The sequence below is a fragment of the Paenibacillus sp. FSL L8-0644 genome (assembly GCF_038008165.1).
Classification (GTDB): Bacteria; Bacillota; Bacilli; order Paenibacillales; family Paenibacillaceae; genus Paenibacillus; species Paenibacillus polymyxa_D.
The window spans coordinates 3,021,852-3,035,162 of the sequence record NZ_JBBOYN010000001.1 but is presented as its reverse complement, the minus strand read 5'-3'; the positions used below and the strand labels follow the sequence as shown (position 1 = coordinate 3,035,162).

Below are 13,311 nucleotides of genomic sequence, written 5' to 3'. Positions count from 1 at the left end.
TAACGTATGAAGGACGAAGCGGATCAGCTTGAGCAACGTTGGATTCAAGGACTACATCAGGCGTATTTACGCAGCAGGCGTTCGCAACGATGGTTAGTGACAGGGGTACAGACAGCTATTTTACTGCTTTTGTTTGTATTATGGGAAATTGCAGGTCGATTGAAGTGGATTGATGTACTGCTGTTCAGCTATCCGAGCAAAATTTTCACCCAGATCGGTAAGGATGCGGTCAGTGGTGAATTATGGGGACATGTAGGTGTCACCGTGGGAGAGACGATGGCGGGGTTTTTACTGGGTACACTGTTTGGTACGTTGCTGGCTGTACTTATTTGGTGGTCACCGTTTTTGTCGAGGGTGCTTGACCCCTATATGGTCGTGTTCAACAGTATGCCTAAGGTGGCGCTAGGTCCAATTTTTATCGTTATGTTTGGGGCGGGATTTACTGCTATCCTAATGACAACCCTCTCCATTACGGTCATCATTACGACACTAGTCGTATACAACAGCTTTCAGGAAGTCGATTCGAATCTAATCAAAGTGGTTCGCACGTTTGGCGGATCACGCCGTGATACGTTTCAAAAGGTGATTTTGCCTGCATCCTTTCCTGCAATTGTCTCTACACTAAAAGTGAATGTGGGTATGGCATGGGTTGGCGTGATTGTTGGTGAATTTCTGGTGGCTAAAAACGGCTTAGGCTATTTGATTATCTATGGTTTTCAGGTATTCAATTTCACGCTGGTTATGTCCAGTTTGTTGATCATTGCTGTCGTAGCTACTCTGATGTATCAGGCGGTCGTGTATGTGGAGCATCGCCTGCTTTCGGGTCGTCCTCATCGGTAATAATAAAAGTTCTGAACATTTGTGTAAAACGTGAAAATAAAGTACCATGAAAAATGAAAATACTTAAAATTTATGAAAATGCTAAAACAGATTTCATCCAGAGAGGACAGAATTTTTTCATGGGCTTTCGTACGATTAAAACGGCTATTGCCGCATTAATGGCCGTACTTATTGCGGAGGGTTTTGGCATTCATGGTGCTACCTCAGCAGGGCTTTTAGCGATATTGGGGGTGGATGTCACACGCAAGAGAAGTCTCCGTACTATTTCGGCGAGATTTTTTGCATCCGTCGTGGGGCTTCTTTTTGCTTGTGTTTTGTTTGTAGTATTCGGATTCCATGATTGGGTACTGGCATTATATATTTTAACGGCGTTTCCAGTCATTGTACGGGTGGGCTTTAAAGAAGGGATTGTCACCGGTTCGGTCGTGGTTTTTCGCGTATTCAGCGGCGGCGTGATTGATATGGAGGTACTGCTGACCCAGCTAGGTCTGCTAGTGATTGGACTGGGTTCCGCAATGATTGTCAATTTAGCCTATATGCCGGGTTCTGATAATACCATGCAACAAATTCGGCAGGAGGTAGATCGGACATTTTCTGTTATATTCAGAAATATGGCCAATACGCTGCGTAGTCCAGCATACATATGGGATGGCAAGGAAGTTATTGAAGCGAACAGCGTGATAGCCAAAGGGGTCACTGAGGCGGGGCGTTCCTTGGAAAATCAGATGCTTCGTCCCCAAGAGGGCTGGAATGTGTATTTTTATATGCGAAAAGAACAGCTGGATTCGATCCAAAACATGATGCAGTTGATCGCACAAATGTATCAGCATATGCCGCAGGCCAAGCTTCTGGCTGAGCTGTTCGACCAGCTTAGCAATGACGTTTTGGCTGGACATTATACGGGACAGACCGAGAAGCTGCTGGAGCAGGTTCGTGAAGAATTTAAAGCCATGGAGCTTCCCGCAACCCGGGAGGAATTTGAGATTCGTTCGGCATTATTACAGCTTACACATGAGCTTCATCAGTATTTGAAAATTGCGAAAAAGGACAAGGCCCCTACTCCAGTAAGAAATTAGAGTAAAGGCCTTGAGCGGCTACTATCCATGACGGACAGTAGCCTTTTCTTGTTCAGTGTCGGTAGAAGCCGGATGGTTTAAAGTCCGTTTGTGCCGAATTCGGTCTGTGATCCATAAGACAGCGGTGATCAGGCAAGGATACAGCATAGCCCATCCGACAAAGGGGAAAACGACCGCTGTAGAGATAAACGATATCCAACTAATGGCAACGCCCCAGCGACTACCACGTAGAAGTTTAATTCCTGCTGCGCAACCGCCGAGATAGGTCAGAATAAAGGTGGCGTTCGGGAACTGGATCAGGTTAGTGAGTGAAACAGTACCACTACCGTACAACACCATAATGATCACGAAGCAGACGCTAAGAAAAGCAATGCCTCCGATAGGGGTGTGGAATCGTTGGGATAACATGCCCATCCAGCGAAAGGCCTGTCCTTGCCGGGATAAAGCATAAGCGACACGTGAAGCGGCACCCACATAAGCAATAATAGTAGCGGTACAAATAAAGATACCCGTCAAGCCTGCAATTATCGCGCCCCATGGCCCAATAGCCCGACTAATCACCCATACGAGCGAAGCATCCGAACCCCCTGCAAGGTAACTTTGTGTGCCCACAGTAGCCAGCGCTGTTAAGAAATAAAGCAAACCAACAATGACGGCTGCAATGGTCACACCTCTAACGGCCGCCCGCCGGGGATTAGTGAATTCCTCTGACATATGGGACACGGCCTCCCAACCGATAAAGCACCAAAACAGAATCGCGGCCGCTTGACCGACGGAGAGCCAGCCATGTGGAGCAAACGGGGTGAAGTGGATTGTTTTCATCTGAGGAAGTGCTGCGGCAATGGCGAATATAAGGACAGCAACGATAGCTATGACGACTGCGATCTGAATACGTCCCGCGACCTTCATGCCGATCCAATTGATGATCAGGCCCACCGCCAGCATAGCAGCGGCTAACATCATGCGGCTTTCCTCTCCCCAGCCCATGGCTGCGGTCATATAGCCGGCTCCGGTGAGTGCGGCAACAGGAGCCCCAATCGGAACTGACATGAGAAAAAACCACCCGATATAAGCACCGGCACGTGGTGAAAAGGCCAACGTGACAAAATGCGATACTCCACCCGCATTCGGGAATTTGGCGGATAGAAGACCCATAGAAAGTGCCATTGGCAAGATGAGCAGGGTCATAAAACCCCATGCCAGCAGCGATGCCGGTCCCGCCATTTGGGCGGCAAGACCAGGCACAATCAATATTCCCGAACCCAGTACAGCTCCGATATAGAGTGCAATGGCCTGTGGAAGACCAATGGTGGATTGAAGTTTACTTTCACTTGTCATGCAGAAAAGCCTTCTTTCTATTGTTATTTTCTCCAGCTTATCAGATAATCAATCTATCGGAAAAACGGAATATAACGATTGCTTGCATCGAAAAAAACGATTGAAGGAGCGGATTATGGAATCGCGGCATTTGTTTACCTTTTTAAATGTAGTTGAGGCAGGCAGTTTTACGCGAGCAGCGCGTATACTGGATTATGCACAGTCGAGTATCACTGCTCAAATTCAAACGCTGGAGACTGAGTTGGGTACGCCGCTTTTTGATCGCATTGGCAAGAAAATCATGCTGACGGATGCCGGGCGACGTCTGCTGCCCTATGCGCAGGAAATTTCCAAGATGCATGCTATGGCTAAGGATGCGCTTCGTTCAGAAACGGAATTGGCAGGCACGCTGAAAATAGGAGCACCAGAGTCTCTGGCCGCTTTTCGTCTACCGAGTTTGATCCGTGAGTACAGGGAGCGGTATCCGAAGGTTAAAATTGTCCTCAAACCCGGCGAATGCTGGGAATTACGCGATTTGATCCGTTCCGGTGAGCTGGATTTGGCTTTTTTGCTTCAGCCCGAGACAGAGGATAGAGAACTGAATGTCACCACGCTTATTCACGAGCCGATGGCCTTGGTTGCGCCACTCGAGCATTCGCTGGTTACCTATACCCAGGTAGAGCCTGCCGACTTGAAGGATGAGACCATTTTGCATACAGAGGCAGGATGTACGTACCGTATCCTTTTTGAGCAGTATCTGAATAAACACGGTATTTTTTCAGACCCTAGCCTGGAATTTTGGAGTATTGAAGCCATCAAGCAGTGTGTCATGGCTGGGCTGGGTATTGCGTTGCTCCCGCTAGTAACGGTACAAAATGAGCTGCGAGAAGGTAAAATGGCGCGTTTAGCCTGGGATGACAGTGAACAGCAGGTGGCTACTCAGGTCGCTTATCACACGAAAAAGTGGAAATCCCCGGCTCTTAGCGAATTTTTACAGATCGTTGAGCAGCATGTAACACATTGGCGTGCATGAGTTCAAGCCATCACGGCATATGCTTATACAAATAATATTTTTTCCTTTTCGCCTATTCACTCAACATTCGCCCACAACCTGCATACATATGTATGGAATGATTGATTGTATGGAGGAGGTTCAAGAATGGCATTAAGTCATAAAAATCGTAGAGAGATTATTACCAAAGCGATCTGTGGTAAAGGTCGCAGATTCTCTACCGTAACCCATACCGTAACTCCGCCGAATAATCCGACGAGCATTTTAGGGGCATGGATTATTAACCACCAGTATGAAGCTGTGGCGGCGGGGGACGGCATTGAGGTCGTCGGGACGTATGATATCAATATTTGGTACTCATACGATAAAAACTCGCAGACCGATGTTGCCAAGGAAACGGTGTCGTACGTAGAAAATGTGCCGCTCTCGTATCTTGATCCGAAGCACCGGGCGTCTACAGTGGAAGTATCCGCCGAAGCTACACAGGAGCCGAGTTGCGTCGAGGCCAGTGTGTCTTCTGGAGGTGGCAGCGTAATGATCCGGGTCGAGCGGGAATTTGCGGTGGAGCTGGTGGCGGAAACGAAGATTGTTGTAGAAGTATTCCCGAATGGCAGCAGCGATGATTTTGACAAAGACTTTGATTTTGGAGCGGAAGAGGGGGACTATGAGGAGCTCGACCCCGACCTCATTGACGACGAGCTCTGACAGAAGCAACCAAAAAGAGGGCCGCTTTACTCTTGCGCCGGCTGATTCTGCGCAGGGGGCAAAGGCCCTCCTTTTTTGTTGTTGCGGGTTGAAATTGGATTGAAATCCGTACGTAGTTCGTAGGGGGGATATAATGCAGCAGCCAGGACAGGCGCTCATACGCTTCAGGCAGATGCCAAATGATGAAAAAAAGCGTAGACTGGAGCGTTCAGGCATAGCGGTGCAGTGGATGGATAGCAGTATAGCAGATTTTGCGATAGGCTACGCGGTGCAAATCCATCAACTGCGAGTATTGGAGATTCGTAGGCGTGCCATCGAAGGCCCTTCCAAAGTCCGCGCATACGATCTGTCTGAACTGGATCAACATTCACCGCTCTATGTCCGGATGGAGCGGCTAGCTGTACGTGCGTTGTATACACTGGGTTTGGACAGTGGTGAGGTGATACTGACGCCGCTGGGGGAGCGCAGCTGTCAGGTGCGTGAAGTCTCGGCACAGCCATGGTTGAACGATAGACGTTTGGCCGCGCTATATGAAATTGCTGCGCGCGAAGGGGATGTTGAGGGTGAGAATCTTTCAGCGCAACGAGGGAAAGATCGACTACTCATCGGAATGGACCCTGAATTTGTGCTGATTCGTATGCCAGAGGGACGGGTCGTGCCGGCCTCAAGATATTTGGGTCGTCTCGGCATAGCCGGCTGCGATGCTGTTACGCGTCGAGGACGAACGCTGTATCCAGTCGCTGAGCTTCGTCCTGCTCCGAGTGGAGATCCGGACCGTCTGCTGAAGCACCTGCGTCAAGCTTTTGCAACCGCAGCCCGGCGCATTACCGACCGCACACTCATCTGGCAGGCGGGGGGGATGCCGCAACCGGGTTTTCCACTGGGCGGACATCTGCATTTCAGCGGGGTTGCGCTAAACGGTGCCTTGCTCCGGGCACTGGATAACTATTTGGCACTGCCTTTGGCGCTACTGGAAGACAAGCGTGCGGCCCGGCGCAGACCGCATTATGGCAATTTGGGTGATTTTCGACGTCAGTCGTATGGAGGCTTTGAATATCGTACACTGCCCAGTTTTCTTATCTCGCCACAGCTAGCGAAAGGTGTGATTGGTATGGCGTTTCTCATTGCTACTCAATATCCGCGTTTGCAACGTAGGCCGCTGGGTGAAGAGGAGGCTCACAGAGCCTTTTATGAAGGAAATCAATTTGTGCTTAAGGAGTATATGGAACCTCTTATTTTGGATATGGTTTCACTGGAAATATACTCGCAATATGAAGCTTATGTAGCGCCATTGCTGGACAGCCTCCGCAAGGGGAAGCAGTGGGATGAATCACGGGATTTGCGCCCCTTTTGGAAGCTTACGTAAAATCAAGTGTCGACACCAGGAATGGTTTCATGTTATCGACTGTCATTTTTGATATAATGAGAGATAATTATAAGTTTAAACGGAACAAAGTGTGGGGGTTAGTAAACGGTATGTCTAAATATACACCGATGATTGAGCAGTATTTATCCATAAAAGAGCAGGCTAAAGATGCATTTTTGTTTTTCCGTCTGGGAGATTTTTACGAGATGTTTTTCGATGATGCAATTCTTGCATCCAAGGAGCTGGAAATTACACTTACGGGTCGTGAGGGTGGCGCCACGGAAAAAATTCCGATGTGCGGCGTGCCTTATCATTCAGCGGAAAATTACATACAGCGCCTCATTGAGAAAGGTTATAAAGTGGCCATCTGTGAGCAAATGGAGGAAGCCTCAGCTACGAAGGGAATGGTGCGGCGGGATATTGTCCGCGTTGTGACCCCGGGTACAGTAATGGAAGGCAAGGTGCTGGGTGATAAATCCAACAACTACATGGTATGTGTCACAGAGACGGACGGGATGCTGGCTCTTGCGGCGTGCGACTTGTCAACAGGTGAATTGTATGTGACCTCTGTGCCTGATTCGAAAGAATGGCTACTAGATGAAATAAACATTTATGAGCCGTCCGAAATGTTGGGGGATGGTCATCTGCTTGATTTTGTGGCTTCCCGTATGTCCCCCGTTGGACGGCGTGTTGTGTATACGGCCTGGGACAAATCCAAGGATGATTTGGTTCGGGATCAATTTGGCGAAGCCACGTGGGCAAGGCTTACGGAGGAACGCAGACGGTGCGTATCACGCTTGATTTCCTATTTGAATGAAACGCAAAAAAGATCGTTAGGCCAATTGACCCAAATCTCCGTATATGAGCCAAACCATTTTATGATTCTGGATCCATTTACCCGCAGGAATCTGGAACTGGTGGAGACAGTACGTGAACGCTCCAAGAAAGGCTCGCTGCTGTGGCTGTTGGATCGCACAGAGACTTCCATGGGAGCGCGTCTGTTGCGTCGTTGGATCGACAAGCCGTTGTTGAGCGGCAGTCTTATTGAGGAACGCTTGGAGGCGGTGGACAAGCTATACCACCAGTTTATTTTCCGAGAGGATGTACGTGCTCAGCTTAAAGAGATTTACGATCTGGAGCGTCTGGTTGGGCGGATTGCCTTTGGTAGTGCTAATGCACGTGATCTGATCGCTCTCAAGCTGTCGCTGGTCCGAATTCCTTCTTTACGCGAATTGTGCGCTGAATCTCCTTCGAAGACGCTGAGACAGATTGCACAAACGCTGGATAGCTGTACAGACCTGTGTACATTGATTGAGGAAGCGGTGGCGGATGAACCGCCGATTTCCGTAAGGGATGGAGGTCTTATTAAGGAAGGCTACCATCAGCGTCTGGACGAACTGCGCGAGGCGAGTGTGAACGGTAAACGTTGGATCGCTGAGCTAGAGGCCAAGGAACGTGCAGCAACCGGCATTCGGTCACTTAAAATTGGATATAACAAAGTATTTGGTTATTATATCGAGGTGACCAAATCCAATTTGGCCTCATTACCAGAAGGTCGATATGAACGCAAACAGACGTTGGCGAATGCGGAACGGTATATTACACCGGAGTTGAAGGAAAAGGAATCTCTAATTCTGGAAGCCGAGGATAAAATGGTTGATCTGGAGTATACGCTTTTCTCCGAGCTTCGCAGTAAACTAAACGCTGAAATTCCCCGTTTGCAAAAGCTGGCAGAGCAAGTGGCTGAAATTGACGTGTATCAGTCGCTGGCATCGGTTAGCGCGGAACGGGGATTCGTGAAACCTGAGCTGACTACAGGATATGATTTCGTAGTGGAGCAGGGTCGCCATCCCGTGGTGGAGGCTGTAATGAAAGATGGCGGTTTTATCGCCAACAGCACGGTATTGGAGGAAGCGGATGCGCATATTCTACTTATCACCGGGCCGAACATGGCTGGGAAAAGTACGTATATGCGTCAGGTCGCACTTATTGCAATTATGGCTCAAATTGGCTGTTTTGTCCCTGCTGCACGTGCCAAGGTGCCGATGCTGGATCGCATTTTCACACGGATCGGCGCAGCGGATGATCTTATCGGCGGGCAGAGTACGTTTATGGTCGAAATGGCAGATATCCAAGTAATGACGGACAAGGCAACTCCGCGAAGCTTGATCATTATTGATGAACTGGGACGAGGTACGTCTACCAGTGAAGGAATGGCAATTGCACAGGCAGTCATCGAATTTGTCCATGACACGATCGGCTGTAAGGCACTGGTATCCACGCATTTCCATGAGCTGGCGCATTTGGAGCAAGGCCTGTCTTCGCTGCGAAATTACTCTATGGCCGTGCAGGAAAGCGGCGACAAAGTGAATTTCCTGCGCAAGCTCATACCGGGAGCGGCTAGCAGTAGCTATGGTATTTATTGTGCTCGGCTTGCAGGCTTGCCCAATAACATTATTGAGCGAGCGAATGGACTGCTGAATGGTTTTGAACAGGCAGCGGCTCAAGTAACGGCAGGTACCGAGATAGTAGTAGGAGGGAAGGAAGGGACTGATCTTCGTACAGTTTCAGGGACAGAGGATATTTCTTCTTTGACCAAATATAATTCAGGCCAGACATTGCGAGAAAGCGGAGAAACTGCATCATCAGCTCAGTCTTTATCACAGCAGGCGACCCTGGTAAAAGAAGATACTCTACAGACTGTGGAGGATTCCAGCAGGTTGGAGCAAGGAGCAACCGAAGTGGTACAGCTGTCCATTTTTGGAGAGCAGGAGCTTGCCACCTCCAAGCCCCACGCAGAGACAGTAGAGACGAATCCAATTGTGCGCCAAATTTTGCGCAAGGTGAAGAATGCTGATGTCATGAATATGACTCCTTTACAGGCAATGCAGCTATTAAATGATCTTAAAAATAAGGCCAATGGCCTGTAGTTAAAATAAGTGACATTATTCTTATTTTTCATCGCACTTTGAAGTCAGGAGGAGGTTAAAAGGATGTCTAAAATTCGGGTACTGGATGAACATATTGCGAACCAGATTGCTGCCGGTGAGGTCGTGGAGCGTCCAGCCTCCGTCGTGAAGGAACTGGTGGAAAATGCGATTGATGCAGGCGGTACGCGGGTGGACGTATGGGTAGAAGAGGGCGGCTTGCAAAGTATCCGGGTGACGGATAATGGAAGTGGCATTGAGCCTGAAGACGTGGAAACGGCATTCTATCGGCACGCGACAAGTAAAATTGGACATGGTCGCGACCTGTTTCAGATCACAAGTCTCGGCTTTCGGGGAGAGGCGTTGCCAAGTATTGCGGCAGTATCGAAAGTAGAGTTGCTTACAGCAGCCGGAGATGACGGGCGTGCCCGTAAATTAGTGATTGAAGGCGGTAAGCTGTTGCTTCACGAGGATGCTGCTAGTAGGCAAGGGACGGATTTTACCGTACGGGAGCTGTTTTATAATACACCTGCAAGGCTGAAATATATGAAAACAATCCAGACCGAGCTGGGACACATTTCGGATGTATTGTACCGAATGGCGCTTTCGCACCCGGAAGTGGCCTTCACATTGCGGCATAATGGCAATACATTGCTGCAAACGCTGGGCAATGGTGATTTGCTGCAGGTGATTGCCGCTATTTACGGAACTTCTGCGGCGAAATCCATGCTGCTACTAGAAGGAGAGAGCCTGGATTACCGAATTAGTGGCTATGTCAGTCGCCCAGAGTGGACGAGATCAAATCGCAATGCGATCTCGACAGTAGTGAACGGACGTTTTGTGCGTAGCTACGGGCTTAATCAGGCGTTGCTCAAGGCATATCATACCTTATTGCCGATCAATCGTTTTCCGCTGGCTGTGATCCAACTGGAAATGCATCCTTTTTTGGTGGATGTTAACGTTCATCCTGCCAAGCTGGAGGTAAGGTTTAGTAAAGAAGCTGAACTGTTTCAGCTGGTTGAAGATTCGGTAAAAGCTGTCTTAGGGCAGCAAGTGCTGATTCCGAAGGCAGTCAAGCGCGAGATCGGTGGCAAGGACAGTGGCTCGTTTGTGCAGGAGCAGTTTCACTTCTCGAAGGGAAATGGTGCGGAAGGGGATGCTCCTTCCGGCAAAGACCGGGGGGGAGCACTGCCACCTTCCGTGACTTCGCCGGAGAGCCAGGAATCGCGCCAATCCAATTACTTGAACAGGAACGAAGAGAATAACAGGGGTAGCCAGGAGCGTGAGCAACGTCCGAGCAGGGATAGTCTCTCAGCCATTGGACGGGCAAACAATCTTTCAGGTAAAAGTATTAATGATGATGAACTGGATGCAGATTTTGTGGAAGAAAACAACGGGAGTGAAGTTAAAGGGGAAGTGCCGCTTCCTGATGGGGCGACCGTACAGTCGTCCGAAGGAGATAATGCCGCAATAGGCACAACTACCTTATACAGCGGAGGGATACAGGAAACAGCTGCTTCTACTGCTTACCCATCTTCTATGCCGCCGATTGCAGGACAAGCTACAGATTCCCGTCATTTCGCGGATCAGAAGCCGCGCCAGCAACGTCTGGATGCGGAGCAATTGGCAGCAGTGTCGGGAGAAGTTCCAGAGCTGCCTACTTTTCCTGAACTGAATTTAATCGGTCAGCACCATGGGACATATCTGATTGCGCAGAACGACCAGGGCTTGTATTTAATTGATCAACATGCCGCACATGAACGAGTCAATTATGAATTTTATTATGAAAAATTCGGCAATCCCGAGTCAGTATCGCAGGAGCTGCTACTGCCAATTACACTGGATTTTACGCCTTCCGAAACGGAAAAGTTGAAAACAAGGCTGCACTGGTTTGAACAGGCAGGGGTGTATCTGGAGCATTTTGGCGGTCAAACCTTCCGTGTCAGCTCTTACCCGTACTGGCTTCCCCAAGGGGAAGAAGCGGATGTCATTGAGGAAATGGCCGGATGGGTGCTGGAGGAAAGAGCCATTGATCTTGCTAAGCTGCGGGAAGCAGCCTCAATCATGTGCTCCTGCCGGGCTTCGATTAAAGCAAACCAGAAGCTGACTGATCGGCAGGCTATTGTGCTGCTAGAGCGTTTGGCAGCGTGCAAACAACCTTATACTTGCCCTCATGGGCGACCTATTGTGGTTTCCTTTTCCACATATGATTTAGAGAAGCTGTTTAAAAGAGTAATGTAAGGGAGTATATATATGTTGCAGGATCGGGAAAACCGTGAAGAAGAGCAGTCGAGCCTACGGGAAAAGCAAGTCGAATTACTCGTCACGACAGGGGATTCCCCCTCGGCTGAGGTTGTGGAGCGAGCGAAGTTGCTTGCAGCCGATTTAGGGGCGCTGTATGCCCCTCGTCGTGGCATATCGGTAGCTAAGCTAATTGCGGCTCACAGAGTCCGTCAAGCGTTGGTTCTGGTGCAGGGCGGAGTAAGGCTGATTAGCCCAGAACAACCACCGATGGCTTTTCACCCCAGTATGGGCTTCATTCGCGCCAAACGGGTATTAAAGGGTGAACCTGACCCGATGTTGACGGCTGCCCGGATCGTCCCGGGTGATACCGTGCTGGATTGCACTGCAGGACTTGGTACGGATTCTCTTCTATTTTCAATTGGAACGGGAAGCTCTGGACAAGTCACGGCTGTGGAGAGTTCTTTCCCCGTCTACGCTTTAATCAAGGATGGAATGAGGCATTACCGTTCCGGCAACGCTGAAGTAGATAAAGCCTTTTCCAACATTGACGTTCGTTTTGGTCATCATTTGGACTATTTGCGTAGTTTGCCGGATCGCAGTATAGATATTATTTATTTTGACCCTATGTTTCGTGATCCGTTGCTCGATTCCAGCGCAATTGGTCCATTGAGAGGGTTGGCAAATCCAGACGCGTTGAGTGAGGAAAGTATTGTTCATGCGAAACGGATTGCACGAAAAACAATTGTATTAAAAGAAAAACGGGGTAGCGGGGAATTTGCCCGCCTCGGCTTCCGTGTAGAGCAGCGGGGCACAACGAAAACAGTGTACGGAGTGATCGATATTGACAGTGGCACCTAAGCCTAAACTACTCGTTCTTGTTGGCCCGACTGCGGTTGGCAAGACGAAACTAAGCATTGAGATGGCTCGACAATTTGACGCGGAAATTATTTCCGGGGATTCCATGCAGGTATACCGTCATATGGACGTTGGAACTGCCAAAATTTCCGAACAGGAAATGGAAGGAATCAAGCACCATTTAATTGATATTCATGAGCCTGAATACCCATATTCAGTAGCCCAATTTCAGGAGGACTGTCGTCGTCTCATACCTGATATTCAATCTAGAGGAAAGCTACCGTTTATCGTAGGCGGAACAGGTTTATATGTAGAATCAGTCTGCTATGAATACCAGTTTTCCGAGGTAGGGGCTGACGAAGCTTTTCGTCAGGAGCAGCTGGACTATGCCGAACAGTTTGGAGCTGACGCGCTTCATGCGCGACTACAGGCGGTTGATCCCGAAAGTGCACTTCGTTTGCATCCTAATGATCGTCGTCGTGTCGTTCGGGCACTGGAAATTTACCATGTTAGCGGAACGACACTTAGCTCTCAACTTGCCAGTCAAAAAAAGGAATCTCCCTACCAACTCTGCATCGTAGGTTTGACAATGGATAGGCAAATGCTATATAAACGTATTGAAGACCGAATTGACGGGATGCTCGATCAAGGGCTTGTGGCTGAGGTAACCTCCTTAATGGAACGGGGAGTGCGAAGCGATGCCATCTCCATGCAAGGTCTAGGCTATAAAGAGATATCCTCCTACCTGCGGGGAGAGGTGTCTTTGGAAGAGGCGGTGACTTGGCTAAAACGGGATACGCGTCATTTTGCGAAGCGACAGCTCTCGTGGTTTCGCCATATGAAGGATATCCAGTGGGTAGATGTCACTGATTTCGGAAATTTTTCTGCTCATGCAGCCCAAATACACAAAATTATAGCAGGAAAGTTCCGGACAGACCTTGAATATACTTCAAAACAATCCAAATGATT

General features: G+C 49.0%; 10 protein-coding genes. 9 read left to right on the top strand and 1 reads right to left on the bottom strand.

All coding sequences use genetic code 11. The features are described 5' to 3' along the window. Positions 1-6 precede the first annotated feature (6 nt). Positions 7-840 carry an ABC transporter permease gene (locus NSS94_RS13615; protein ID WP_029518126.1) on the top strand — a complete coding sequence of 278 codons (834 nt, stop codon included), beginning with the start codon at positions 7-9 and terminating at the stop codon, positions 838-840. 119 nt (positions 841-959) lie between these two features. Then, positions 960-1,916, top strand: coding sequence for an aromatic acid exporter family protein (locus tag NSS94_RS13610; protein ID WP_029518125.1), 957 nt, complete (start codon positions 960-962; stop codon positions 1,914-1,916). Between the two features lie 21 nt (positions 1,917-1,937). Here NSS94_RS13610 and NSS94_RS13605 read toward each other — a convergent pair whose 3' ends face one another. Beyond that, positions 1,938-3,254: an amino acid permease gene (locus NSS94_RS13605; RefSeq protein ID WP_029518124.1), complete on the bottom strand. Its 1,317-nt coding sequence runs from the start codon at positions 3,252-3,254 to the stop codon at positions 1,938-1,940. A 115-nt stretch (positions 3,255-3,369) separates the two neighbouring features. Here NSS94_RS13605 and NSS94_RS13600 point away from each other — a divergent pair, with 115 nt between their 5' ends. From NSS94_RS13600 to miaA, 7 genes are all read left to right on the top strand, one after another. Beyond that, positions 3,370-4,266 (top strand): LysR family transcriptional regulator, encoded by an 897-nt coding sequence (locus tag NSS94_RS13600; RefSeq protein ID WP_029518123.1) that lies wholly within the window; start codon positions 3,370-3,372, stop codon positions 4,264-4,266. 126 nt (positions 4,267-4,392) lie between these two features. Further along, complete coding sequence (locus NSS94_RS13595) at positions 4,393-4,950, top strand: outer spore coat protein CotE (RefSeq protein ID WP_013310588.1); 558 nt, start codon at positions 4,393-4,395, stop codon at positions 4,948-4,950. A 133-nt stretch (positions 4,951-5,083) separates the two neighbouring features. Then, positions 5,084-6,316: a putative amidoligase domain-containing protein gene (locus NSS94_RS13590; RefSeq protein ID WP_340932399.1), complete on the top strand. Its 1,233-nt coding sequence runs from the start codon at positions 5,084-5,086 to the stop codon at positions 6,314-6,316. Between the two features lie 110 nt (positions 6,317-6,426). Further along, entirely contained in the window at positions 6,427-9,246 is a 2,820-nt protein-coding gene (gene mutS / locus NSS94_RS13585) for a DNA mismatch repair protein MutS (RefSeq protein ID WP_029518121.1), read from the top strand. 63 nt (positions 9,247-9,309) lie between these two features. Next, positions 9,310-11,484: a DNA mismatch repair endonuclease MutL gene (mutL, locus tag NSS94_RS13580; protein WP_341039445.1), complete on the top strand. Its 2,175-nt coding sequence runs from the start codon at positions 9,310-9,312 to the stop codon at positions 11,482-11,484. A 12-nt stretch (positions 11,485-11,496) separates the two neighbouring features. Further along, the gene (locus NSS94_RS13575) at positions 11,497-12,345 is read left to right on the top strand and encodes a class I SAM-dependent methyltransferase (protein WP_341039444.1); all 849 of its coding nucleotides are present in this window, start codon (positions 11,497-11,499) and stop codon (positions 12,343-12,345) included. Beyond that, a complete protein-coding gene (gene miaA, locus NSS94_RS13570; RefSeq protein WP_341039443.1) occupies positions 12,329-13,309 on the top strand; it encodes a tRNA (adenosine(37)-N6)-dimethylallyltransferase MiaA in 981 nt (326 codons plus the stop codon). Before NSS94_RS13575 ends, miaA begins: the two co-directional genes overlap by 17 nt. Positions 13,310-13,311 lie beyond the last annotated feature (2 nt).

Coding starts and splice junctions, on each gene's coding strand:
- NSS94_RS13615 (WP_029518126.1), top strand. CDS start 7: ATGAAGGACGAAGCGGATCAGCTTGAGCAACGTTGGATTCAAGGACTA.
- NSS94_RS13575 (WP_341039444.1), top strand. CDS start 11,497: ATGTTGCAGGATCGGGAAAACCGTGAAGAAGAGCAGTCGAGCCTACGG.
- NSS94_RS13590 (WP_340932399.1), top strand. CDS start 5,084: ATGCAGCAGCCAGGACAGGCGCTCATACGCTTCAGGCAGATGCCAAAT.
- NSS94_RS13600 (WP_029518123.1), top strand. CDS start 3,370: ATGGAATCGCGGCATTTGTTTACCTTTTTAAATGTAGTTGAGGCAGGC.
- mutL (WP_341039445.1), top strand. CDS start 9,310: ATGTCTAAAATTCGGGTACTGGATGAACATATTGCGAACCAGATTGCT.
- NSS94_RS13605 (WP_029518124.1), bottom strand. CDS start 3,254: ATGACAAGTGAAAGTAAACTTCAATCCACCATTGGTCTTCCACAGGCC.
- NSS94_RS13610 (WP_029518125.1), top strand. CDS start 960: ATGGGCTTTCGTACGATTAAAACGGCTATTGCCGCATTAATGGCCGTA.
- mutS (WP_029518121.1), top strand. CDS start 6,427: ATGTCTAAATATACACCGATGATTGAGCAGTATTTATCCATAAAAGAG.
- NSS94_RS13595 (WP_013310588.1), top strand. CDS start 4,393: ATGGCATTAAGTCATAAAAATCGTAGAGAGATTATTACCAAAGCGATC.